The sequence below is a fragment of the Haloferax volcanii DS2 genome (genome assembly GCF_000025685.1).
GTDB lineage: Archaea > Halobacteriota > Halobacteria > Halobacteriales > Haloferacaceae > Haloferax > Haloferax volcanii.
In genome coordinates, this window is the sequence record NC_013967.1 from 1,599,688 (window position 1) to 1,624,174 (window position 24,487).

The 24,487-nt window shown below is 61.1% G+C and carries 20 protein-coding genes, 2 tRNA genes and 2 rRNA genes; 12 read left to right on the forward strand and 12 right to left on the reverse strand.

Annotation, left to right across the window (positions count from 1 at the left end; all coding sequences use genetic code 11):
- Positions 1 to 74: 74 nt before the first annotated feature.
- From HVO_RS13020 to HVO_RS13045, 6 genes are all read left to right on the forward strand, one after another.
- A tRNA-Ala gene (locus HVO_RS13020) sits at positions 75 to 146 on the forward strand.
- A 216-nt stretch (positions 147 to 362) separates the two neighbouring features.
- Positions 363 to 3,275 (forward strand): 23S ribosomal RNA (locus tag HVO_RS13025).
- A 113-nt stretch (positions 3,276 to 3,388) separates the two neighbouring features.
- Positions 3,389 to 3,510 (forward strand): 5S ribosomal RNA (gene rrf / locus HVO_RS13030).
- A gap of 185 nt (positions 3,511 to 3,695) precedes the next feature.
- A tRNA-Cys gene (locus HVO_RS13035) sits at positions 3,696 to 3,772 on the forward strand.
- A gap of 177 nt (positions 3,773 to 3,949) precedes the next feature.
- On the forward strand, positions 3,950 to 4,525 hold the full coding sequence (locus tag HVO_RS13040; RefSeq protein WP_004041617.1) for a DUF7342 family protein: 576 nt from the start codon (positions 3,950 to 3,952) through the stop codon (positions 4,523 to 4,525).
- Positions 4,522 to 4,953, forward strand: a complete 432-nt coding sequence (locus tag HVO_RS13045; RefSeq protein WP_004041618.1) for a hypothetical protein — start codon at positions 4,522 to 4,524, stop codon at positions 4,951 to 4,953. The genes HVO_RS13040 and HVO_RS13045 overlap by 4 nt, the downstream gene beginning before the upstream one ends.
- A 7-nt stretch (positions 4,954 to 4,960) precedes the next feature.
- Here the strand turns inward: HVO_RS13045 and HVO_RS21535 are convergent, their stop codons facing one another.
- The gene (locus HVO_RS21535) at positions 4,961 to 5,470 is read right to left on the reverse strand and encodes an ERCC4 domain-containing protein (RefSeq protein ID WP_081442888.1); all 510 of its coding nucleotides are present in this window, start codon (positions 5,468 to 5,470) and stop codon (positions 4,961 to 4,963) included.
- A gap of 67 nt (positions 5,471 to 5,537) precedes the next feature.
- The gene (locus HVO_RS21540) at positions 5,538 to 7,520 is read right to left on the reverse strand and encodes an SWIM zinc finger family protein (RefSeq protein WP_004041619.1); all 1,983 of its coding nucleotides are present in this window, start codon (positions 7,518 to 7,520) and stop codon (positions 5,538 to 5,540) included.
- A 133-nt stretch (positions 7,521 to 7,653) separates the two neighbouring features.
- Here HVO_RS21540 and HVO_RS13055 point away from each other — a divergent pair, with 133 nt between their 5' ends.
- A complete protein-coding gene (locus HVO_RS13055) occupies positions 7,654 to 9,066 on the forward strand; it encodes a DEAD/DEAH box helicase (RefSeq protein ID WP_013035313.1) in 1,413 nt (470 codons plus the stop codon).
- Positions 9,053 to 10,405 (forward strand): DUF790 family protein, encoded by a 1,353-nt coding sequence (locus HVO_RS13060; RefSeq protein WP_004041621.1) that lies wholly within the window; start codon positions 9,053 to 9,055, stop codon positions 10,403 to 10,405. Before HVO_RS13055 ends, HVO_RS13060 begins: the two co-directional genes overlap by 14 nt.
- Positions 10,406 to 10,412: 7 nt before the next feature.
- On the opposite strand, the gene HVO_RS13065 is transcribed toward HVO_RS13060, so the two are convergent.
- The 7 genes from HVO_RS13065 to HVO_RS13095 all read right to left on the reverse strand — a co-directional run bounded on the left by HVO_RS13065 (position 10,413) and on the right by HVO_RS13095 (position 17,129).
- Positions 10,413 to 10,781 carry a calcium-binding protein gene (locus tag HVO_RS13065; protein WP_004041622.1) on the reverse strand — a complete coding sequence of 123 codons (369 nt, stop codon included), beginning with the start codon at positions 10,779 to 10,781 and terminating at the stop codon, positions 10,413 to 10,415.
- Positions 10,778 to 11,548, reverse strand: a complete 771-nt coding sequence (locus HVO_RS13070) for a hypothetical protein (protein ID WP_004041623.1) — start codon at positions 11,546 to 11,548, stop codon at positions 10,778 to 10,780. Before HVO_RS13070 ends, HVO_RS13065 begins: the two co-directional genes overlap by 4 nt.
- 6 nt (positions 11,549 to 11,554) lie before the next feature.
- Complete coding sequence (locus HVO_RS13075) at positions 11,555 to 12,187, reverse strand: hypothetical protein (RefSeq protein WP_004041624.1); 633 nt, start codon at positions 12,185 to 12,187, stop codon at positions 11,555 to 11,557.
- Positions 12,188 to 12,246: 59 nt separating this feature from the next.
- Positions 12,247 to 13,233 (reverse strand): hypothetical protein, encoded by a 987-nt coding sequence (locus tag HVO_RS13080; RefSeq protein ID WP_004041625.1) that lies wholly within the window; start codon positions 13,231 to 13,233, stop codon positions 12,247 to 12,249.
- A 75-nt stretch (positions 13,234 to 13,308) separates the two neighbouring features.
- Positions 13,309 to 13,866 carry an IS1096 element passenger TnpR family protein gene (locus HVO_RS13085; RefSeq protein WP_004041626.1) on the reverse strand — a complete coding sequence of 186 codons (558 nt, stop codon included), beginning with the start codon at positions 13,864 to 13,866 and terminating at the stop codon, positions 13,309 to 13,311.
- A gap of 81 nt (positions 13,867 to 13,947) precedes the next feature.
- A complete protein-coding gene (locus tag HVO_RS13090; protein WP_013035436.1) occupies positions 13,948 to 14,745 on the reverse strand; it encodes an SWIM zinc finger family protein in 798 nt (265 codons plus the stop codon).
- 32 nt (positions 14,746 to 14,777) lie between these two features.
- Positions 14,778 to 17,129 carry a DEAD/DEAH box helicase gene (locus HVO_RS13095; RefSeq protein WP_013035512.1) on the reverse strand — a complete coding sequence of 784 codons (2,352 nt, stop codon included), beginning with the start codon at positions 17,127 to 17,129 and terminating at the stop codon, positions 14,778 to 14,780.
- Between the two features lie 108 nt (positions 17,130 to 17,237).
- Here HVO_RS13095 and HVO_RS13100 point away from each other — a divergent pair, with 108 nt between their 5' ends.
- The 4 genes from HVO_RS13100 to HVO_RS13115 all read left to right on the forward strand — a co-directional run bounded on the left by HVO_RS13100 (position 17,238) and on the right by HVO_RS13115 (position 20,763).
- Positions 17,238 to 17,921, forward strand: coding sequence for a helix-hairpin-helix domain-containing protein (locus tag HVO_RS13100; RefSeq protein WP_004041629.1), 684 nt, complete (start codon positions 17,238 to 17,240; stop codon positions 17,919 to 17,921).
- Between the two features lie 48 nt (positions 17,922 to 17,969).
- Positions 17,970 to 18,941, forward strand: coding sequence for a DUF2800 domain-containing protein (locus HVO_RS13105; protein ID WP_004041630.1), 972 nt, complete (start codon positions 17,970 to 17,972; stop codon positions 18,939 to 18,941).
- 179 nt (positions 18,942 to 19,120) lie between these two features.
- A complete protein-coding gene (locus tag HVO_RS13110) occupies positions 19,121 to 19,306 on the forward strand; it encodes a hypothetical protein (protein WP_004041631.1) in 186 nt (61 codons plus the stop codon).
- A 602-nt stretch (positions 19,307 to 19,908) separates the two neighbouring features.
- Positions 19,909 to 20,763 carry a hypothetical protein gene (locus tag HVO_RS13115; protein WP_004041632.1) on the forward strand — a complete coding sequence of 285 codons (855 nt, stop codon included), beginning with the start codon at positions 19,909 to 19,911 and terminating at the stop codon, positions 20,761 to 20,763.
- A 12-nt stretch (positions 20,764 to 20,775) separates the two neighbouring features.
- Here HVO_RS13115 and HVO_RS13120 read toward each other — a convergent pair whose 3' ends face one another.
- From HVO_RS13120 to HVO_RS13130, 3 genes are all read right to left on the reverse strand, one after another.
- Positions 20,776 to 21,006, reverse strand: coding sequence for a hypothetical protein (locus tag HVO_RS13120; RefSeq protein WP_004041633.1), 231 nt, complete (start codon positions 21,004 to 21,006; stop codon positions 20,776 to 20,778).
- Positions 21,007 to 21,138: 132 nt separating this feature from the next.
- Positions 21,139 to 23,724 (reverse strand): heavy metal translocating P-type ATPase, encoded by a 2,586-nt coding sequence (locus tag HVO_RS13125; protein ID WP_004041634.1) that lies wholly within the window; start codon positions 23,722 to 23,724, stop codon positions 21,139 to 21,141.
- Between the two features lie 141 nt (positions 23,725 to 23,865).
- Positions 23,866 to 24,465, reverse strand: a complete 600-nt coding sequence (locus HVO_RS13130) for an AsnC family transcriptional regulator (protein ID WP_004041635.1) — start codon at positions 24,463 to 24,465, stop codon at positions 23,866 to 23,868.
- Positions 24,466 to 24,487 lie beyond the last annotated feature (22 nt).

The window sequence follows — 24,487 nt, forward strand, 5'->3', positions numbered from 1 at the left end:
GGTGGCTCACACGCGATCTTCCGAGTTCACCAATGACACCCGTTCGGACACCTTAGAACTACTAGGGCTAACACGGGCCCATAGCTCAGTGGTAGAGTGCCTCCTTTGCAAGGAGGATGCCCAGGGTTCGAATCCCTGTGGGTCCATGGTAAGCAGTACTCCACTCCGAAACGATCGTGCCCCTTAAGTGTGGCAAGACGTTTCGAATGAATGGATACTGACGACAGATGCACCATCCCGCGCAAGCGAGGTTGGGAAGGGTCGAAAACACGCCTCGGCTATCTCCGAGGGTGTTTGATGAAACCGTGTGTACGTGCAATCCAGGCGTCCACTGGACCCGTTCTCCGGGTCACAGTGACTATATCAACTGGCTACTGTGCCAGCTGGTGGATAGCTCGGCTCGAGAGCCGATGACGGACGTGCCAAGCTGCGATAAGCCTCAGGGACCCGCATGGAGGGAAAGAACTGAGGATCTCCGAATGGGAATCCCCACGCAATTGCCTCGCGCAATGGGGAACGTTCCGAATTGAAACATCTTAGTAGGAACAGGAAAAGAAAGCAATCCGCGATGTCGTTAGTAACGGCGAGTAAACGCGACACAGTCCAAACCGAAGCCTTCGGGCAATGTGGTGTACGGACTACCCATAACGGACCTGGGTCTTATGTGAAGTCTCCTGGAACGGAGCGTGATACAGGGTGAAAACCCCGTAACATAAGAACCAGATCCCGGGGTTGTTCCAGAATAGCGGGGGTTGGATATCCCTCGTGAATTTCGCAGGCATCAACTGCGAAGACTAAACACTCCTCGAGACCGATAGCGAACAAGTAGCGTGAGCGAACGCTGAAAAGCACCCCGAACAGGGCGGTGCAATAGGGCTTGAAATCAGTTGGCGATAGAGCGACGTGGCATACAAGGTCACTCGACGAAAGAACTGGGAGCGATCCCGTAGTATGACTCGAGTGAAGCCGATGTTACGTCGTACGTTTTGAAAAACGAACCATGGAGTGCATCTGACTGGCGAGTCTAAGGGGTGAACCCCCGGAGGCATAGGGAAACCGATACGGCCGCAGTCTTTGACCAGGGCCACCGTCTTCAAGGGCGGGGAGCCAACCGGATGCGACCCGAAACCAAGTGATCTACGCCGGAGCAGGGCGAAGCGTGGCGAAAGCTGCGTGGAGGCCCGTTAGAGTTGGTGTCCTACAATACCCTCTCGTGACTCTGGTGTAGGGGTGAAAGGCCCATCGAACTTGGCAACAGCTGGTTCCAACCGAAACATGTCGAAGCATGACCTCTGATGAGATAGTTCGTGAGGTAGAGCGACCGATTGGGAATCCGGACTCCGAGAGGAGTTCGCTTCCCTGTCAAACTCCGAACTTACGAACGTCGTAGACTCAGGGAGTCCGGTGTGCGGGGTAAGCTTGTGCACCGTGAGGGAGACAACCCAGAGCCAGGTTAAGGACCCAAAGTGTGGATTAAGTGTGATTGAAGATTGTCTCGAGCCCTAAACAGCCGGGAGGTGAGCTTAGAAGCAGCTACCCTCTAAGAATAGCGTAACAGCTTACCGGCCGAGGTTCGAGGCGTCGAAAATGATCGGGACTCAAATCCACCTCCGAGACCTGGCGGCGTGTCTTATGACACGATTCCGTAGGTTGGCATACTGCATGGGTGGAAGCACGGGTGAGAACTCGTGTGGACCGTGCAGCAACGAAAATCATGGTCTCAGTAGCAGCGAGAGTCGGGTGTGAACCCCGACGGCCTTACGCGCAAGGGTTCCTCGGCACTGTCAATCAGCCGAGGGTTAGTCGATCCTAAGTCTAACCGTAATTCGAATTAGATGAAAGGGAAACTGGTTAATATTCCAGTACCTTCTTGCACCAAACGTCGACGCTTTAGGAAACACCGAGCGGGGCCTTCGCCCCGTCGAATCACCGAAATTCGTGGAAGCCGTAACGGCACGAAGCGAACGAACGGTGAGATAGGGAAACTCGGCGGTACCTAGAGCCCGTGAAAAGACAAGCAAGAAGCTCGTACCGAGATCCGACACAGGTGCGCTGGCAGAGCAAGCCAAGGCCTGTCGGGATCAACCGACGTTAGGGAATTCGGCAAGTTAGTCCCGTAAGTTCGCGATAAGGGATGCCTGCTCTTGACCGAGCAGGTCGCAGTGACTCGGACGCTCCGACTGTCTAGTAACAACATAGGTGACCGCAAATCCGCAAGGACTCGTACGGTCACTGAATCCTGCCCAGTGCGGGTATCTGAACACCCATTACAATGGGACGAAGGACCCGTCAACGGCGGGGGTAACTATGACCCTCTTAAGGTAGCGTAGTACCTTGCCGCTTCAGTAGCGGCTTGCATGAATGGATCAACGAGAGCGTCACTGTCCCAACGTTGGGCCCGGTGAACAGTACGTTCCAGTGCGGAGTCTGGAGACCCCCAAGGGGAAGCGAAGACCCTATAGAGCTTTACTGCAGGCTGTCGCTGAGACGTGGTCGCTAATGTGCAGCATAGGTAGGAGCCATTACACAGGTACCCGCGCCAGCGGGCCACCGAGGCAGCATTGAAATACTACCCGTTAGTGACTGCGACTCTCACTCCTGGCGGAGGACACCGGTAGCCGGGCAGTTTGACTGGGGCGGTACGCGCTCGAAAAGATATCGAGCGCGCCCAAAGATTTCCTCACGCGAGTCGGGAACTCGTGGAAGAGCGCAAGAGCAAACGGAAGTCTGACAGTGACATTCCCAACGAGTGTCGCTGACGCGAAAGCGTGGTCTAGCGAACCTACGAGGTTCATTCATGGGACCCGTAGATGACAGAAAAGCTACCTTAGGGATAACAGAGTCGTCACCGGCAAGAGCACATATCGACCCGGTGGCTTGCTACCTCGATGTCGGTTCCCTCCATCCTGCCTGTGCAGAAGCAGGCAAGGGTGAGGTTGTTCGCCTATTAAAGGAGGTCGTGAGCTGGGTTTAGACCGTCGTGAGACAGGTCGGCTGCTATCTATTGGGGGTGTTAAGGAACTTGACGTGAACGTTCGTATAGTACGAGAGGAACTACGAATGGGTGCCACTGGTGTACCGGTTGTCCGAGAGGGCAGATGCCGGGCAGCTACGCACCACGGGGTAAGAGCTGAACGCATCTAAGCTCGAAACCCACACGGAAAAGAAGTTCCACTGAGGACACTCGTAGAAGACGAGTTCGATAGACTCGGGGTGTACGCAACGAGGTAACGAGTTGTTAAGCCCGCGAGCACTAACAGTCCAAGCCACATTCATACGCACTGAGACCCGAGAACGGGTCCAGGCGCAAACTGGATTGCACGGACACATTGGTAAGACGGCCCGACCGATATTGGTATGGCAACGGTTCGATTCCGTTGATCGGTATTAAGGCGGCCAGAGCGGTGAGGTTCCACCCGTACCCATCCCGAACACGGAAGTTAAGCTCACCTGCGTTCTGGTCAGTACTGGAGTGAGCGATCCTCTGGGAAATCCAGTTCGCCGCCCCTATTCATACTTCACAGAGCCCACTGGACGCGGTGTCCAGTGGGCTTTGTTCATTTTATGCAGAGCGGCACGCACGGCCGCTCGCACACGCATACACAGAGCGACTGCGTCGGGCAGAGTCTCGAAAACGCCCGACTCAGGTCGCACACCGTCAGGCTTAAGCACAAGACCGGGATACCAGTAACTGCGCCAAGGTGGCAGAGTTCGGCCCAACGCATCCGCCTGCAGAGCGGAACCCCCGCCGGTTCAAATCCGGCCCTTGGCTCTCACACGTTTCTCTAAAGCCCAAGACGACTACGTCTTGGCTCGTTTCCTCGCTGATCTCAACTTCTCGGAGTTCAGACAGTGGGATCACGCTGGCGACCAACTCGTTTTGAAACAGAGTTCTTGGAATATTCCGCATACACAAAGATTTATTCCGCTAGACGACCGTATTTCAGGTATGGACGACCCGCGTACCGAACTCAAAGCAGATACCGACGAGCGTCGGGACCCGCCGGAGTTCGACGATCTCGTCCCTCCCGAAGAACTAGTCGCTGGGGATCGCACTCGGGACGACTTCTTCGATGCCGTGCTCGGACTGGGCAGTCCCGCGACTGTGGGTGAGATCGCAGATCTCGCGGGACATGGGGTAGACGCTGCCCGTGAATATTTAGAGTGGTTCGAACGCATGGGTATCGTCACGCAGATCACCGATTCTCCTGCGACGTACGAACGGAATCAGGAGTACCTGAATTGGCGGCGTGTCCAGCAGCTCCGGAACCAGTACGACGACGAGGAACTCCTCGCCTTCCTTGAAGACGCAGTGGAGCGTGATGAGTCGTTTGCGGAGAAGTTCGGTGTCGAATCTCCGGATGCGGTAGCGATCGCTGCGCACGCAACTGACACGGATCGTTCTGTCGAGACAGTGTGGCGGGAGGTGTCAGCGTGGAAGACGACGCGCCGCCGAATCTCCCTCCTCGAACGGGCATTGCAGACTGACACGGACGGCACTGCCGGGCAGCGCACTGTCGCATGAGCGGCGGAAGGGACGGTGTCAGCGGTGCGCCGATCGACTTCGCCCGTCTGAACGTCGTCGCGGAGCGATTTGCTACCGACGATCGCTCCACTGAGATCGACATCCAACCAGAATTCGCACCCGATCGCATCGTCTGTCACTACGATTCCGGGTTCTATCCCCAGCGCGTGCAGAGTGCTCGCCTTGAGATCGCGTGGCTCGAGAACGGGGACTTCTCGATACACTACCACGAAGAGCACCATGAGGGCGAGTTCGACCATCGATGGGATCGGCATCCCTCAGATCACAACACGCGTGACCACGTTCACCCGGGTCCGGACGCACCGACACCCGGCGACGACGCGTCACATCCGGCGGAGTGGCGTGACGTGCTGTCGATGGTTCTCGGCGAGGTCGAAGCTCGACAACGAGCCTTCTGGACGGAGTGAGTTCGTCTCAGATTTTCTCACGTCGTCGTCGCAGACTGTGACGGATCAGCAGGAGAAAGGTGCACAGTTCGGCCCGTCGCCGAGATTCGACAAAACGAAACACAACGTTGTAATGTCGAGTCCACGTTGAGAGGGTGCCGACCATCTGGTTCGGATGGATGTCCCGCCACGCCATACAGCCCCGGTTCTGAAGGAGGGTTTCCCAGGATGTCTCCACGACGACCGCAAGGGGTTGTGGCCACTCGGTGGCCCGACGTAACTCGGAACAGAATCGATCTCGCTCCCACGTGAGTGCGGTGAGGAAGTCGTCTCCGGACTTGCGTTCGACTGCGAACCGTGGGTGATAGGTGTCCGATTCCGGATCGTGCGTACAAGCAGTCGGGACAGCGTAGTCCCCGGTCGAGAGCGTCACGTCGCGCGTCTCTACTGCACACCTCTCGAACGTCCAGGTTCGCTGTTCGCGGGTATCTCGCAGTATCGTTGAGGGAATAGAACTACCGTGTCGTGTCTCGCCCATCTATTGCGTTTGGTGCCGGTATCGGAAATAAACCCTCGCAGCGAGAGAACAAGGGGGATAACGGAGATCAGAATCCGGCCTTCTCCAGTTCGTCGAGAAACGCCGGTCGGTTCGAGTGTTTGTCTTTCAGGAAATCGACGAACTCTTCCAACCGCGCTTCGGGGACCAACCCCTGCATCTCTTCTAAGTGGTCGGCGATATCTCGGTAGTGTCGTCGACCGGTGTCGCCGGCGGCAAACGGGACGAGCAGTTCCCGGTAGAGTTCGAAGTATTCGACCGGCGCCGTGGTTGCGACCGGGTCACGGTACTGGCGAACCGACGAGAGGTCTGCGTTCTCTTTCAGTTCGGCAAACGCTCTTTCGAGGTCGTCGTCGTGGACGTACAGCGCGACGAGGTCCTTTCGATCGTCCCGTTCGAAGTGCCGTTCGAATTCCCCGTAGATCGATTGCCACTCCTGATCGTCACAGATTGTCTTCAGGTCGTCGTACGCTGCCCACTCCGTGTGGTCAAGAAATAACTGCTTCAGGGTGGCACGGTACTCGTCCATATCTCGGTCCTCGTAGAGGTCGGCAGCGAGCCAACGGAGCTCACGAGCCGATCGGAACGTATGGATCCCGTCTTCGACGACTTCGATCGCACGGTTTTCGTTGCCTTCGTCGATCAGTCGTCGGGCGTACTCCTTGCAGAATCGCTTGCTCTCGAGGTAGATTTCCTCGTAGAGTTGCGAGAGGGCGTCTTCGTCGCCGAGTTCCTCGAGAATGTAGACGTAGGTCGAGAATATCCGCCGCTTCTGGAGTGACGACGATATGTCCGTGTCGGTCGTTCCTGATTTGGTCAGTTCGACACGTGCAGTGTGTTTCTCGACGGTCGTCGGTTCATCGACGCGTAACTCCTCGAACGCGTCACCGACGAAGTACTCGAATTGCAGTGTCCCAACAGCCAAGTGTTCGACGTCGAGCGCTCCACCGGTGAAATCGTCGGTGCTGAGCGGACCATCGGTGAAATCGGATGCGTAGAGAACGTCGTCCGTCCGTTCGGGATGGTCTGTGGAACCGTCATCTCTCGCTGATCCGTCGGATGTATCGGCGCTGTCTTCAGTTTCATCTCGTCGGTCGTCCGTTTTCGAGGACAACTCACCCGACAGTACTGCGTCGAGTGTGACTCCGGACACGTGTGCGTCGAGTTGCTCCAGCCAGTATTCGAGGTCCGCGTCCTCCGTGCAGACCGTTCGGAGTGCGCCGTCGTAGTCGTCGCTGGCGAAGCCGTGGTCTGCCCCGACGAACTCCGCACAGAGATACTGGATGTACAGCTCCTTTCGCTCGTGCTCGAACTCCTGTTCTGCGACCGTCTCTGCATATGCCTCGATAGCGCGTTCCAGTTCACGGCCGTAGTGCCCGCTGCTGTCGTCGACTCGGTCCAGATTCTCGCGTATCCCCTCGGAAACCGCTCGATAGATATCCGTCGCCGTATCGACGTGGCCCCGTTCTCGATGTGTCTCCGCGAGGTCGGTGTACTGCGAGAAGTCGATGTGTGTGCCGTGTTCGACCATCCCTCGACGACTGACAGCGTCGTCGAACAGTCGATCGATCTCCTGCTTGTAGTCGTAGACTGTCTTGCCCGTGTCTTCGCCGACGAACGCGACGAACCGGTCACGGATATCCTGATCCGCCGCAACGATGTCGAGCAGAAACGCTCGGAGGTCCTCGGCTGTCGTCTGATCGACCAGCGATTCGATGTCGACCGTTTCATTTCGTTCGGGGTCAGTGTCACTCATCGTCTCGGGGTCTCGATCATCGACAGCGAGCAGGACCGCGACGACGTGTTTGCAGTCGCCCGCGTAGTCGTACGGACAACTGCAACGAGACCGGACCCCATCGTCTACGATATCGATAGCCACGTCGTAGTAGTTGGATCCCCGAACGGTGGCTCTGATTTCGCTGCCGTCGATATCCAGTTCTTGTATCCGATCTTGGTGATAATAGTTGGCACCACGCTCGAACGACTGTTCCGTACAGAGTGACCGTATTTCGTCGCGAGCCGGGTAGTCCATGTTTTGTGTGTGTGCCTACTGTGGTACCGACTGAAAACGTGACGCTGTGCCGTCACTGGGTGCTTGGTCGTTATGTCTCTCGGCCAGCGCCCGACAGATTGAATCGTCCGACGGTCGTGCGTTCACGTACCGAATGCGGATCGAGTTCGACGAGGGGACGCTCTTGCTCCACGATGCGCCCGAGACAGTTCCACACGCAGAGTGGGACGACCGCGTCGATACTCACCGGGCACAGGCCTATCGATACCGGGCACTCCTCAAGTGGGCCGGACAGTGGAGCGATGGCGGTGGCCAGGCCACCCTCGACAGCGGATTCAGTCACGCTGTCGAAGACGCTGCCAGAGCGTACCCGGACCTCGCTCTGACACCCGCACTCCAGATCGAACCGCGTGACTATCAGCAGACTGCACTCGGCTCGTGGGGTGCGCACGACCGACAGGGCACAGTAGTCCTTCCGACCGGCAGCGGGAAGACGTTCCTCGGATTGCAGGCTATCGCCGACGCCGGTGTCAGCGCACTCGTCGTCACCCCGACGATCGATCTGATGAACCAGTGGCACGCCACGCTCACTCACGCGTTCGGTGAGCAACTCACCGACGAGGTCGGCGTCCTCGGTGGCGGGTGTCACGATATCGGCGCGCCCACAGTCACTACCTACGACAGCGCCTACCGCTATATCGACGAGTACGGCGATCGGTTCGGCCTGCTCATCACCGACGAAACCCACCATTTGGCGGCCGAGACGTACCTCCAAATTCCCGAGATGACGCTCGCGCCTTACCGCCTCGGATTGACAGCGACCTACGAACGCGCTGACGGGCGAGAGACGCTACTCGAAGACCGTATGGGACCGGTTGTCTACGAGGAAGATGTCGACGCCCTCGCCGGAGATTTCCTCAGTGAGTACGAGACCATCCAGATGTCCGTCGATCTCACACCAGCGGAACGGACTGAATACGACGAGGAGTACCAGATCTACCGGGACTACGTCGATAGTCACGACTTCGACCTCTGGAAAGAACAGGGCTACGCGGAGTTTCTCAAGCGGACGTCCTACGATCCACAGGGGCGACGTGCGCTCGTCGCAAAGCAACGGGCCGAGCGCATCGCCCGGACGGCGTCGAAGAAACTCGATACGCTCGACAATCTGCTCAAACGTCACCACGACGATCGCGTCATCGTCTTCACCGCCAACAACGACTTCGCCTACGACATCTCCCGGGAGTTCATTCTCCCGTGTATCACGCACCAGACCGACACCGACGAACGCACCGAGATTCTCGACCGGTTCCGCAGCGGTGAGTACTCCATGCTCGCCACCTCGCAGGTCCTCGACGAGGGCATCGACGTGCCAGCGGCCAACGTCGGCATCATCCTCTCCGGGAGCGCATCGAAACGACAGTACGCCCAACGACTCGGCCGGATCCTCCGTCCGACAGACGACCGCCAGCCAGCACGGCTCTACGAGATCATCACGACCGACACGATGGAGACGTACGTCTCGCAGCGACGACGCGAGGGGGTGAGTAGCAGTGCTGACAGCTGATCTCGCACGGTCGCGAACACGCGACGGCGCAGTCCGTCCTCTGTTCATCGACATCTCCGACGAGCAGTACCGAGAGACGGCGGCCACGCTGATAGCGCTGTTCGAGGACCATCTCGGTGAACCGAAGGGAGAACTGGACGACGCCATCGACGAACTGACCGTGGCCGATACCGACTACAAGATCGTCCAGGGGCTGGCGAAACTCCTCAGAGACGAGTGCGAGTTCGAGCAACAGGCGGCCGTTGACCCACGCGAGATCCGCAAGCGACTGTTCGAGCGAGCCAACGATCGCTACCCGATCGTTCGCCAGCCCACACTCGGCGAAGACACGCAGAAACTGGAAGTCTACAGCGCGGTCGCCGACGAGTTGGGCATCTCACTCGAGGAGTGTTACCGGGGTATGTACGCTGATCTGGAGGACAACAAACGGCTCGTCCGGTTCGGCGACCAGTCGGTGCGCGATGACAGCGACGGACAGGAGTCCACGACGACAACGACGAAACTGACGGGAAATAGCAAGCAGGCGTACGATCAGCGCGACCAGACGGTCGACTGGCTGCTGGCTCGCTACAACCTCGCGCTGGCACAGGCCGTGCTCTACGACGCCTCGAAGATGCACTTTCGGGTGTGGGAGCACTTCGGAACGGTGTTCAGTTACATGAAGCTGTTCGGATTGATGCACCGGATCTACCCCATCGACGAGGACGGCAACCGCGTCGCAAGCACGGACGTGGCAGCGGGCTACGAGGCGGAACTCGACGGGCCAGTCTCGCTGTTTCGGCAATCACAAAAGTACGGCATCCGGATGGCGAACTTCCTGCCCGCGCTCCCGCTGTGTGACCGCTGGGAGATGCGCGCGGAGATTCTCGACGAGGGGTCGGCCGGCGACACCAAACAGTTCACACTCGACTACACTGATGGGCTCGTCTCCCACTACAGCACCGGCCAGCGGTTCGACAGCGACGTCGAGCGAACGCTCGCCCGAAAGTGGGAGCGGTCGACCACAGAGTGGGACCTCCAGCGCGAAGACGATGTGTTCGATCTCGGCTCCGAAGTGATGATCCCCGATTTCGCCATCGAACATCCCGACGGACGGCGGGCAATCATGGAGATCGTCGGGTTCTGGACGCCGGAGTACCTGGCGTCGAAACTGGCGAAGATACGGCAGGTCGAGACCCACAACTTCGTGTTGGCGGTCTCGGAACGACTGGACTGTTCCGACGAGGACTTCGGGGACGTTGCGGATCGCGTACTGTGGTTCAAAACCGGGATGCACGTCTACGACGTGGTCGAACTGGCCGAGGAGTACGCCTCTCCGGTCGAAACAGACCCCGACTGATCGGCACTCAGCCCAAGCGGCCGCCGTCGCCGTTCCAGTAGTGCCAGTCATCGACTGCCTCCCGGGTATCCTGATCTACGTCGAGCACTTCGAGTTGTGACAACGGGACACCGAATTCCCTGTCCTTCCACTCCACGAGGACGAACATCTCACGACTGCTGACGACTTCGTCCGTCATTCCGACGACAGGCACTTCTTCGCCCTCACGCAGCGGCGAGATCGTTCGCTCCTCGATACACCGCGCCTGAAACGGGAACGTCATCTCGCGTTCGAGGTGATAGCACCAGCTGATCGCTTGCTCGTCGGCGGTGTACGCGTCGGTGAGTATCTCCCTCCGAATGCGTTTGTCCCGCTCTTCGTCTGTCTCCCGTGTCATGGTCGTTTCTGCTTGACGATTGCGGCCGTGTCGGTCGACGTGATCACGTCGCCGTCGAGCACCTCGTCGATTTCGTCTGGTTCGTAGACATCCTTGACGATGCAGTAGTAATGCGAGGGCGTCCCGAAGTCGTAGACGAGACTGAGTCTGTCACCCTCTCGAAGTCTGGCCCGCTCGGCGACATCCGCAATCGTCATCTCGCCCGCTTTCGTGTACGTCCGGTCGCCTGCTTCCTCGTACTGGCGGTCAGGAAGCACGTTGAGACTGGAATCCAGATACTCGTCTTCGAGGCCGTACATCCGGAGGTGGAAATCGTCGAGCGTCGAGAACCGGCACACGAGTCTGTCCAGTTCCGCCATCGTCGTCTCCGGTCTCACGACGATATCGTACCACTCCTCCCGCGCACGCCCTTTCTGCTTCCACCGGAGCCGATACCCGACAGTCCCGATCTGCTCGGACAGGTCGTCAGCATCCTGCTCTTTCCCCACTGCTTCACGCGTGTTCGACCAGCAATACGAGCAGATCTCGTCAGGTGCATCGCCTTCGAAGCCCGCCTTGTTGATGTCGTGGTGGGCGGCAAACTCCGACAACGAGACGTGCTGCGGACGCGGGTGGCGGTTCCCTCGACTACACATCATCTCCCCGGGACCTCCAATGCCGAGCGAGAAGCGAGAGTCCGTCTCCGATTGGTCGGCGTCCGTATCGATGATGTGCGCGACGGTTCCGGTTCCGATCTCGATCACGAATCGGTCGGTTGGCTCGCTCATCGTTGCTCACCGGTACTGGATGTAGATGCCATGGTCGCGATACAGGTCGTGGAACGCGACGAACCGCTGTCGGGAGGCCGCTTTCGGTTCGTCTGGCTCTACTCGATGCTCGTGTTCTTCGAGAAGGTGGGTTTTCTCCTCGCCGGGGAACGGAAACGAGACGCCCGAGGTTGTAGTAAACTCGTCGTACCGAACGGGTCTGAAAAACAGCACTGTCCCCGGCTCCGCGGTTCGGCTGAGGTTGATATCCAGCAGCGTGTGTTCTTCGCGGCCGTCGAGCAGATCGGTTACCGTCAGACGGGGGTCTGAGTCGCTGATGGACTCGACCTCGAACAGCGAGGGGTCGGCGTCGACGGTGGCTTCGAGAATGTCCCGTTCGGTTTCGCTCTCCCAGCGCTCCGCTTCGAGGTATCGCTCCGCCGCAGTGGTCCCGTCCCGGTGGTATTCGTACAGCGCGAACTCGAAGTGGGCCGCCATCTGGGATTCGAACTCGTAGGCCAGGTTCAGCCCGTCGAATTCGATGTCCAGCTCGGACGCGGTTTCTACGATCAGTTCCCGGTCAGAGTACGCCTCGAGGATGTCGCTGTTCAATTGCGTCCCGACTTCCCGATAGGTCTTGTACTGGTCGGTGTCGGTCACTACGAGAGTGTATCATCTGGGCGGTACCAGTATCTTGTGGCGCCGGACGTACAGTGGGATTACAGATCCATATCGGCAAACGTCCATTCCTCTCCCAGTTGTCGGTGGAACCCCTCGGATTCGATCGTGTTCCGCAACTGCGATCTGACTGTCTCGTCGAACTCGAACCGGTCGTTCAATTCATCGCGCATGTCCCAGTAACGAGGGACCTTCGGAGCGGAATCGCGGTCGACCTCGGACAGGATCGACGCCAGCAGGTATCGATCCTCGTAGTCGATCCGCTCGTCACTCAGCAACGCATCCATCAAGTCGGCTGCAGCGTGCTGATCGGCGTAGAACGCATGCGGGAGCACGCCCCGAACCCAGAATAGTTCCTCGGTAACAGCATCCTGGAGTTGCTCTTCGACCGAGTGCTCGGGATAGCCGATTCCCCATCCGTACGTGAACGATTCTTCCCAACTCGTGTCTTTATTTGAATCCCAGAACGAACCGAGATACGCCAGCGCCTCGGCGGGGACTGCCCCGACGCCGTCGCGCCGTCGCGTCCGGACGACGTGGCGTCCGACTGCGTTCTCGATGACCGGGCTCACGAAGGGTTCGTCGTCGCTCTCACGCGAATATGCGTCGATAAGATCTGTGAGAAACGGCCATCCTTCACGCGTAGCGATTTCGTCGAGCGCCTCTGCTGCCGGTTCGTAAAACGCCCAGAATATCCCGCGATACGTGTCGTCGTTCTCGGTTTGGTGGTATTCCTGAAGTTCTCGTTCGTAGTGAGCGAGCATCTGGAATGCGGCGTCAGCGTCCCCTTTCGCAGCCGCTTCGAGATTGGTTTTCAACGTTCCACTCGCGGCTTCCAGCCCTCGTTTCTCGCGCTCTTGATTCCGCCGCTCCATGTCGGCGTCGAGAGCGTCCGAGATCGAATCGAGGAAACTGTCGAACGACGACAGCGGGTTCGACTCCGCTGGCTCTTCAGCAGGACAGTCGTGTAGACGCAGGCGACTCAACGTAGTGAAACTCTCACCGCAGGCATCGCACTCGTGTGGCATCGTTCGTATTCGTCTGGACGAGGGGGAGACACATCTACGTTCGGGGCTGTTCTGGCTGTCTCGAACGCGCAGATATTACTCGTCGAGATCAGGGTATTGAGACGGTGCTGTGCCTTGCTCGTCGACGACGACGGGATCACCATCCATCGATCCCGTTCGCGTGTCTTGCAGTTCGATGTAGTGTTCCCAGCTGTCGCCCATGTCGAACGTGTAGGAGAGCGCGCCCAGATCTTCCGGATCGAGTTCGTCGATCGTCGTCTCAGCGGCGTTGCCTTCCATCGGTGGGTTCGACTGGAGTTCGCGGAACCGTTCTTTGGCTTCCTCGGACGCGTCGTCCGGCACGGCCTGCTCGATGAAGCGATCGATCTCTTCGTCGTCCATTGTGCGCCAGCTCGGACCGCCATCGTAGAGCATCGGATGGACGTAGCTCCGGAGCGCGATGCCGTTGTCATCGCGTGTGATGAACTCGTAGGCGTGGCTCTCCCAGCGATCGAACGCCTGGAAGATCGCCTCGTGGAACGTAGCGAGCGTGTGTGACCCGTCGATCTCGAGGTCGTGCCAGACCTCCTCGTCGGGTTCGAACCCCAGCGGTGGATGCGGCTGGAGCCAGACGCGGAACACGTAGGTCGTCATGCCTCGTCTAACGAGGGTCAGTGTTGTAGATTTTTCGCGTAGACAATAGATATCCGCTGATGAATCGATTCGCTGACTTCCTCACTCGTATCGCTCCTCCAGATCGTCGAGTGCGCGCCGGAACTGCTCGTCGTTGATCCGCGGCTCTGCCGTTGCCCGCGCCTCAAGCACGCCAGCGTACGTGTCGAACTCTTCGGGAGTCGGATTGGTCGCGAGGACGCAGTCGGCGTAGCCGTCGAGTGCGGTCTGGATCGCCTTCGCGTAGTGGTCGTAGGCACCGTCGATCCAGTTGTATTTCTCGTCGATCTCCTCGAACACCGCTCGGTAGACGGTCGCAGCGGCCAGATACCGCTCGCGGTCACGGTACTGCTCGGCGATCTCCAAAAACCGGGAGAAGTCGATGGCCTCGAACACGACCGGGTCGGCGTGTTGCTCGAACAACTGCGCGATTTCCTCGCGGTACTCCTCGACCGATCTGTGGTCGTCGCCAAAGCGTGCGAGAAACTGCTCGCGCAACTCCGGATGTTCGGCGAGGGCGTCACGGGCGAACCCACGCAGGTCCTCGGCCGACACGTCGTCGATGACTGCCTCGACACGCTCGCTCTCGTCCTGTGGCGGGCTGGCGGCGATGTCCAGCAGTACTGCGACGACGTGCTTGCAGTCGCCGCCACCGTCGTACGGACAGGTACACCGCGCATCGATACTGCGCCCGCCGAACTCGACAGTCACGTCGTACAACTTCGAACCGCTGATGGTGGCCGTAACGAGTTCGCCAAATCGGTCGAGTTGCTGAATGCGTCCCTCGTCACGGTAGTTGACTCCGCGTTCGAACACCGCATCGGTGCTTCTGTTCTTGACCCTTTCCCTATCGATGTTCATGACTCGTCTTTCGACGCAGACGTAAAATTCGATTACGGTGTCGAATCGGCGGCCTGCCGGCTCGGATCGGCCAGCGCCATCGTGAGCGTCGCCGCGAGGCGTTTGTCGAGCGGTTCGTTCGCTCGGCCACAGTGCGGTGATTGAATACACGCCGGACAGCCGTCGGAACAGCCACAATCGGCGAGCAGTTCCCACGTGTGCTGGAAGAGTCCCTCGATGTGGTCGTATCCGTTGCGGGCGAGTCCGACACCACCGCGGTAACTGTCGTACATGAATAGCGCGCTCGTCTCGGTCTGTGGGTGTTCGGCCGTCGAGACGCTTCCAACGTCACGCCGGTCACAAAGGATGACCAGCGGGAATGTGGCGACGAGGGCGTGCTGGACGGCGTGGAGGCCACCCTCGAACGACCCGGACATCGTCTGCATCAGGCTTTCCAGTCCCGGTGGGAGCGTCACGTACAGTGCACGGGTCGAGAGCGTCGTTTCGGGCAGCTTGAGTGCCTCCTCGGTCATGATCTCACCAGTTCGGTGGTCGCGTCGCTGGAAGCCGGTGACCTGCTTCCGTCGCGTCACGTCCGCGAAGTGAACGGTCACGTCGTCGCGGGTCGCCAGTGGCTTGGTAGCGCTGTCCTCCTCGATAGTCATCGACTCCTCGTACTGCACGCGCGTCTGGTGGTCGCTGTCCGTTTCGGCGAGCCACGCCACGTCGCGGTCTAGGTCGAGTGACTGGACTTCGTAGTTCTGCCCCTGATGGTGGTAGATCGCACCTGGATGTACGTCCCGCAGTGCCGCGTTGAGCGGCAACTTCCCGAGTTCGTCAGTCGCTCCCCCTCGAACCCGGAGGGTGACCATGCGTTCTGTGATGGTTCGGAGCCCCTGTTCGTACGGATTCACCGTTCGTCCGCTGGCGGTGCGTCGCCATTCGAGTCCTTGATCTGTCTGTCGCCGGGTCAATTCGCCGTCGTTTGTGAGGGTACTGACGATGTCGGGGAAAGTAGAACCGAAATACGCCTCGTCGGCGGTTCGGAGCGGTCCTTCCATGGCCGCGGCGTGTGTATGCAGTTTCAGGAGATGCGAATTCGAGGGATTGGCGACGGCACGCTCGGGCGTCTGCTCGAACAGTTCGTTAGGATGCTTGATAACGTACTGGTCGAGTTGATCCTCGCTGGCGACGAGCGCGACGAGGCTCGGGTCGGTCCCACGGCCAGCGCGGCCCGCGCGCTGGAACGTTGCCATCTGTGTTCCAGGGTACCCGTCTAACAGGACGGCGTCGAGGCTGCCGATGTCGACGCCGAGTTCCAGCGCGCTCGTGCTCCAGACGCCGGCACAGTCCCCGGAGTGCAGTGCAGTCTCGATTGTCGCCCGCCGGTCATCGCGCAGTCCTGCGTGGTACGCAGTTACGCTCTGGGCGATGTCGGCCCTCCCGCGCTCTGCGAGTGTATCGCTGCTGATGGTGGCGTACCGCTCTGCCGTCTGCCTCGCGCGCGTGAACGCCACTGTCTGATACCCCTGCATCACGAGGTCGACGAACAGTCGCATGGTTTCCCCGTGGTTGGAGCGGCGCTGTCCACCACCGGCCGGTGCATCGCCCTCGTCGTATTCCGGTGGTTGCCAGAACAGCCAGTGTGTCGGACCCGTTTCACTGGTGTCCTCGTCGACGAGTTCGAACGAGTCGGTCGGTTGGCCGGCGATCGTCGCTGCGTGCTCCCGGGGATTGCCGATCGTCGCGGAACAGCACACGAACTGCGGGTCGGCACCGAGACGGTCACAGATCCGCGCCAGCCGGCGGCAGACGAGACCGACGTGACTGCCGAAGACACCGCGGTACTCGTGGACTTCGTCGACGACGACGAGTTCCAACGACTCGAAGAACGCTCGCCAGAGGTCGCCCGCGTGACTGAGCAGTCCACAGTGGAGCATATCCGGCGTCGTCAAGACGATGGACGGGTCTTCGTCACGTGCCTGCTGGCGCTCGTCCGAAGAGAGCGAGCCTGTGTACTGAGTCACGGAGAGATCGTCGAACGGTGCAGCGAAATCAGACAGCGTCGTCTCCTGGTCGTTGATCAGCGCGACCTGCGGACCGATATACAGCGTCCGTCCGTCGTACTTGTGAGCGCGCTCGATGGCGGGAATCGTGTACGCGAGGCTCTTTCCGCTTGCTGTCGGCGTCGCGAGGACGACGTTCTGCCCGTTGCGAACCGCTTCGATGGCGTCGGTCTGGTGTGCGTAGAGTCCGTCGATGCCCCGGTTAGCAAGGAGGTCTGCGAGCCGGCGCTCCATCTCACAGGATCGAGTGATGGGCCTACGAGCGGGAATCTCCCGCTGGAACTGGATCTGATCGCGGTAGTACTCGCGGTTCTGTACCCACTCGACGAACTCGTTCACTACTCCGTGGATACTGCGTGCCCGCATATAGGGATATGGCCCTCGACTTGTCGCCATCGGCGAACGAGGTTCTTATCTAGGTGCTCGGACAACAATCTCGTGAGCGCAATGGTTGCTCCGATTTCGCACGCGGACGAACTTGACCCGTTTATCGCTCTGGAACTTCCCCCGGGCTGGGTTCGTGGCCTTCTCGAACCGCTGTCGGGGTCGTTCCGATCGGACGACCCGCTTGAGAGCGCGCTGTTCGAGGCACTCACGGGATCGAAGCCTGACTCGGCACCAACCTCGAACACAGTCATCTTCACGTATCTCGCCGGCTACGATCCCGGTATCGACCGGCCGATTGACAGCGAGCGCCAGCTATCGATCAAGTACGTAGCCGAGCAGGATGCGTTCGGAGTCAGAGCAGCGTTCGACGAAGGTCTGGTCGAGACTGTTCCAGACGCTCGTGACTGGCTGGAACGGGCCATGCCACGGGTCGAACGTGAGATGGACCATCGACGCCGCTTCTGGGTGGCGCTCTCGGATATCCACGGTCTCGGGCAGCAAGGGATTGACAATCTGAACGGGGAATACGAGTCTTTGGATGCAGTCGCTTCGGCGACCGAAACCGAACTGGCCGACATTCCGTACGTCACTGACGACTTGGCGCCCGAGGTAGTGGAAGCTGCCGAGCAGTTCGACGGGACAGTCCCGGATGCTCCTGGCGACCGGGCGGCCGACTGTGCTGACGATCCGCTCGTCGTCGATACTAGCGACCTGCGTCCATTCAGTGACCTCTTCGAGAACTGAACGCCGACGGTCCTGAACCTTTTCAATCAAGCAGTCGTACCCGTTTCTATGCCGTTTAGCGTCAGCTGGCACACGCTGCTCGAGGAGCTCGACGAGTTGCCCGACGATGCTGAACTCGTCACACCGCTCTCGCACGATACGTTCCGCGTCACGGACGTACAGGAACACCGCGTTGTCGTCACGTTCGACGACACGGGAGAGCGTCGCCCGCTCCAGCGCGATCAGTTCGAGACCCTTCACCGCCGGATCCAGGACTCGAACGGTGCGTTCGAACTCGACCGGCTCCCACCCGATGCCGATCCCTATCCGGCAGTGCTGAGCCTGCATCCGCGATTCGAGGTGGACGAAGAGCAGGGTAGTATCGCCGAAACGGAAGCAGAGACTGGTACCCAACTCCTGAGTGGCGAATCAGCACCTGCCGAGAGCGACCGTGTCGAACCTGACGAGATCGACGTGTATTCGGATGCCCTTCTCCTCATCGATGCGCTGGAACGTCAGGACGTCTCCGATCTCACAGCACTGGAGACGGAAGCACTGGTGAACCTCTACACGCTCTGTTCGGATGTCCAGCGGAACGCGGACGAACTCCGCCAGGACATCGCCGACGTGTTACTCGATCGACTCCACCACGATCAGCCAGTCCACGGGCAGTACGGCTCGGTTCAGCGAACGTCGCGTCGTAACCGCTCGTTGAAAGACGAGGAAGACGTACTGGCCACACTGGAAGGCGCAGGGATCGACCGCGAGCGTGTCATGAGCGTCGACTCGAAGAAAGTGAACGAGGCACTGGAAGTAACGGAACTCTCGGAAACGGATGTCTACGAGGTTGACGAGAGCGAATACGTCCGGAAGGCCGAAGTAGACGAGGATGTCAAAGAGTCACGACTCCAGGGATTGAAAGACCGGCTTGCGGCCAGTAGCGACGCAGAATCCGACGAACTCAGACAGGAGATCGAGGCCCTCGAAGAACGTATCGACGACCTTACGAGTTTCAGTACGGGGACACAGATGCAGGGGTAGACGAGCGTTGTATTTCATAAAACAGTGTTTCAGGGCCTGAAATATATCTCACATCCAATATTAACTCATAGTTAGTGGTTCTAATATATAAATTACTGCCTAATAGCTGGCCCTTGGCTTTTCCTTTCGGACGTTACGCCCCGGAGCGACGCGTCCCGGCATCGAATCAGTGAGTGGCGATGCTATCGCACGAGTCGTGTTTCGAGGGCGTCGACCGCGTTATCGTCGCCCAGTTCGCGTACGACCTCAAGGGCGTCGAGTGGCGTTTTCCCCGCTCGAACCCTTGGTTCGACGGACGAAACACACGTAGTAGCGCGCCGGAGTTAGGCGAGCGCCTCGGTTGCGTTCTCGACTCCGCGGAGTGACCCGGCGCGCTGTCGGTGACATCGACCTTCGAGCACCGCCGTCGGTACGGACTCGGCTGCCGTCGTGAGATACGAGCGTCCGCCGTCGGTTTTTCCGACTGCACACGTCTCTGAGAGTCATCTTCGTGAGTCCCTTCTGCTCATCACCGTGTCGCCGCTCGTTCGCGGGTCGTCGAACATCTCTTGAGCACGTCCAGCGTCGCGGGCGGCGCGAAACGGGGAGACGAACCGTCGGCCCGTCAGCGGCGTGGTGTAGTCGCAGCCATCGAGGACGAGGGCCGCGGCGGTCAGGTCACGGTGTCGGAACACGCGCCGTCGAGCGCGTCAAGGAAGTCGAACCGGAGGCGAGCCCCCACCGCTCTATGGCGTAGTCTCCTCGCGCGTCACGGCCTCCGCCCGGTTCGGCGTCGCCGGACGGCTGGTCCGTAACTCGTGACACGCCCGTTCGGCCGACAGATTCAAAAAGTCGCGTCAATCCGCGACCGCGAGTGCCCGCCGGCCCACTGTATTGAGGGTGAGAGTCGCCGCCGACGGTCGCGCGACGCGGTGACACGCTCCGAGGAAAAGTAATCGTTATACGCCGCGTGGCCCATGCCGAAACCATGCAACGACGCGCCGCGGTCATCTCCGTCGTGTTCTTCCTGGTCATCGGTGCCGGTGCATACTCGCTCATCGCGACTGCATCGACGCCGTCGGTCAGTTTCGAGAACCCAGAGTACTCGCTGGCACAGGGAGACGAGTTCTCCGTCCCCGGTAGCGACCAGACGTACACAGTGTCGTCGATAACCGAAGAGGAGGAGTCGGGCGGCCACGGTGGTGGGACCACGCTGGTCCGCTCCGGTGAACTCACGTACGTGAACGATTCGGCCCGGTACACGGAGGCGTGGGACAACGAGAGCACCGTCACGCTCGACGGCACGGACTACCGTGTCGAAATCGCCAACGTCTCGGACCCCAGCGAGGCGACGCTGGTCGAACTGTACAACGAGACTGCAATCCTCCAGGCGGACTCGAACGCCGACAACGAGACCGTCACCCGTAACGGCGAGCGCTACGTCGTGGTCAACGACTCGACGCTCGTCTCGGTCGACGAGTACTTCCCGGCCAACGAGACGCGCACCGTCGCCGAGGGTGACTCCTTCGACTACAACAACCAGTCTGTCACCGTCGTCGCCGTCGAGACCTCCGGCGTGACCATCGAGTGGTTCGCCCCCGAGGAGAACACGGTCGCCGTCGACAACGAGGCGAACGTGACGATTTCGGACCAGCAGTACCTCGCGTACTTCCCGGACGGCGAGACGCTCGTCCTGACGCAGAACTACGACAGCTACCAGACGCAGCTGTCAGAAATCGACCGCTTCCACGAGACCGAAAACGGCCTCTGGGGCGTCACTATCGTCTCGTTCACCACGGTGGTTCTCCTCACCGGGATGGCGTTCCTCCCGTCGCGGTACTGAACGCCACGTCCGTCACCGTTTTTCGTGCGCCCCGCTCGCTTCGAGCCACGCGACTCCGAGTCCGACGGCGATAGCCGACAGCGACCCGAGTATCTGGAACGCCGTGACGACGACAACCGACTCGCTGGCGACGTAGCGCCACGGGGCTCCCACGAGCGTTCCGACACCGACGAGGACGAGGAACGCGCCGACGGCCAGCGGGAGCCACGACGCCGTCCACGCGAGGGGTCGACGACTCATCATCCGAGAGACTCGATGCGCGAGGGGAAAAGTCAGACGGCGAACCGGAGGTACGGAATGAGGCGGCGGAACGGTTCGGAACTGTGGGGCGAGGCGGACGGTGTTGGGACTCGCACGCGTCGAACGAGCCCTGTCCTACCGCCGCAGGAAGTCGAGGAAGCGGTAGTCGTGGTCCGGCGTGTAGCTCCGGAACAGGAGGCTGTTCGTGAGGACGGACACCGACGACAGCGCCATCGCGCCCGCGGCGAACACCGGCTGGAGGAGGCCGAGCGACGCGAGCGGAATCATCGCGGTGTTGTAGCCGAGCGCCCAGAACAGGTTCTGCTTGATTTTGGCGAGCGTCCCCGCGGAGATGCGGATGGCTTTCACCACGTCGAGCGGGTCGTCGCGCATGAGCGTCACGTTGGCGGCCTCGATAGCCACGTCGGTGCCGGAGCCGAGCGCCGTGCCGACGTACGCGGCGGCGAGCGCGGGCGCGTCGTTGACGCCGTCACCGACCATCATGACTCTCGTGCCGTCGGCTTGCAGGGACTCGACGGCGTCGGCCTTGTCCTCGGGGAGGACGCCGGCGCTGACGTTGTCGGGGTCGATGCCGACCTGCTCGGCGACGGCGCGGGCGGTCCGCTCGTTGTCGCCGGTAATCATGTGGACGGTCGCGCCGCGGTCGCGGAGCGCGGCGACGGCCTCGGCGGCCGACTCCTTGATTTCGTCCGCGTCGGCGACGACGCCCGCGAGGTCGCCGTCGACCGCGACGAGCATCGCGGTCTTGCCCTCTCCTTCGAGGTCGCGGAGCGCGTCCTCGGCCGGCGCGGGGTCGACGCCCGCGTCCGAGAGGAGTTTGCGGTTGCCGACGAGGACGGGTTTCCCGTCGACGGTCGCGCGAATCCCGTGGCCGGGGACGTTCTCGAAGTCGTCCGGCTCCGCGAGGTCGAGGCCGCGGTCTGCCGCGCCGGCGACGATGGCGCGGGCAAGCGGGTGTTCGCTGTTGCGCTCGGCCGAGGCGGCGTACCGGAGCACGGCGTCTTCGTCGAGCGTCTCGTCGTCGGCGGTGACGACGCCGGAGCCGTCGGCGGCGGGGCCGACGGCGACCACGTCGGTCAGCGTCATCTCGCCTTTGGTGAGCGTGCCGGTCTTGTCGAAGACGACGGTCTCCACGTCTTTGACGCGTTCGAGCACGTCGCCGCCCTTGAACAGGACGCCGTTTTGCGCGCCGATTGCCGTCCCGACCATCGTCGCGGCCGGGGTCGCGAGGCCGAGCGCGCAGGGGCAGGCGATGAGCACGGCCGACGCGAAGACGACGACGGCGAACTCGAACGTCGAGACCGCGCCGCCGGCGGCGACGGGGCCGCCAGCGACGAGCCCCCACAGCGGGAGCGACCGGATGAAGCCCGCGAGCGCCTCGGGGAAGAGGAACCAGACGACGCCCCACAGGAGGGCGTTGGCGATGACCGCGGGCACGAAGTACGCCGAGATACGGTCCGCGAGGTTCTGAATCTCGGGCTGGCGGCCCTGCGCTTCCTTGACGAGCGAGACTATCTGCTGGATTGCGGTCTCGGAGCCGACCTTGGTCGATTCGACCACGAGGACGCCGTTTTGGTTCACCGTCGAACCGACGACCTCGTCGCCGTCGGCCTTCGAGACGGGGACGGACTCGCCCGTGACCATGGACTCGTCGACCGCGGAGTCGCCGTCGACGACGACGCCGTCGGTCGGAATCTTCTCGCCGGGGCGGACCTTCATGCGGTCGCCGACTTCGACCTCGTCGAGGGGGACTTCGCGTTCGGTCCCGTCGTCGTCGACGAGCGTCGCGGTGTCGGCTTCGAGTTCGAGGAGCGTTCGGAGCGCCTCCGACGCCTGTCCCTTCGAGCGGGCTTCGAGATAGTTCCCGAGCGTGATGAACACCAAGATGAGCGCGGCGGTGTCGAAGTAGAGGCTGCCGGCGAGGAGGCCGACGAGGACGGCGACGGAGTAGAGGTACGCCGTCGAAGACCCCATGGCGATGAGCACGTCCATGTTGGCGGTGCGGTTCCGGACGAGCGCCGTGTAGGAGTTCTCGTAGAACTCGCGGCCGAGGTAGACCTGTACCGGCGTGGCGAACGCGAAGCCGACCCAGCCGACGGGGACGCCCGTGCCGGGAATCGTCTCGGGAAGGCCGCCGCCGAACAGTTCGACCGCGAGCATCGCGAGGAGCGGGAGCGACAGCGCCGCGCCGAACAGCGTCAGGCGCTTCTGCCGGCGAATCTCCTCGTTGCGAGCGGCGTCGCGGGCGTCTTCTGCGTCACCCTCGTCGTCGCCGTCGTCTTCGCGGACGGGCGTGTAGCCGGCGTCTTCGACCGCCCGGTACATGTCGTCGAGGCTCGCGTCGGCGGGGTTGTAGGTGACGTGCGCCTCGTCGGTGGCGAAGTTGACCTCGGCGTCGACGACGCCCGGGACCGACTCCAACGACTTTTGGTTGGCGTCGGCGCAGTTCGCACAGCTCATCCCGGTGATGCCGATGGTTCGGGTCTCCGAGAGCGCCTCGTAGCCAGCGTCCTCGATGGCGTCGTATATCTCGCCGAGCGATACCTCCTCGGGGTCGTACTCCACGGACCCCTCGTCGGTGGCGAAGTTGACGCTGGCGCTCGTCACGCCGTCGAGCGCCTCCAACGCCTCGCCGACGGTGCGCGAGCAGTTCGCGCAACTCATCCCGCGGATGTCTAAATGGGCCGTTCGGCTACTCATCTCACCTAGACGTACGTGCCCCTCGCTTACCTCGGTTGCCCCTTCAGAACCGAACGTCAGAGCGGGGCGGAACTTTGGATTCGAAAGCGCCGATTCCGACACTCAGTCGCCGCCAGCGTCACCCGACCGCCGCCCGCCCGGTCAGTCGTCGTTCGCGCCGGCTTCGAGGCGGTCGTATCGGTCTTCGAACCGACCGAGGCAGGACGAACAGCAGAAATGGTAGAGCGACCCGCCGATGCGGGCGCTCTCGCCCTCGCTGGTCACCGTGTTGCCGCACTCGGCGCATTCGAGGGCGAAGCCGGTTCCGTTGACCGTCGGCGACCACTCCGCGGACTCCACGAGGCTCACCTCGTAGTCGCGGACCCGCGAGAGGTCGACCAGTTCGTCTAACTGGGCGCGGACGGACCCCCCGTCGAGTCGGGCGTGGGTGGTCACCTCCCCGTCCGCTGCGACGAACAGGTGTTGGACCGGGTCGGCCGCGCGGAGGGCGTCGCGGACCTCGTCGACGAACTCCGGGCGGACGGAGAGTCTGACGAGGACGGGCGTCCCGCCCGAGAGCGTCGACTGGTCGAGGTCGACGGTGAAGCGGCGGATGATGCCCTCCTCGCGGAGACGGTCGATGCGGTCGGAGACCGCCGGCGCGGAGAGACCGACTTCGGCGGAGATGTCGCTGAACGGGCGACGGGCGTCTTCGGCGAGGAGTTCGAGGATGTGGAGGTCGGTTTCGTCGAGCGCGCGCATGCATCCCGATAGGGACCACGAT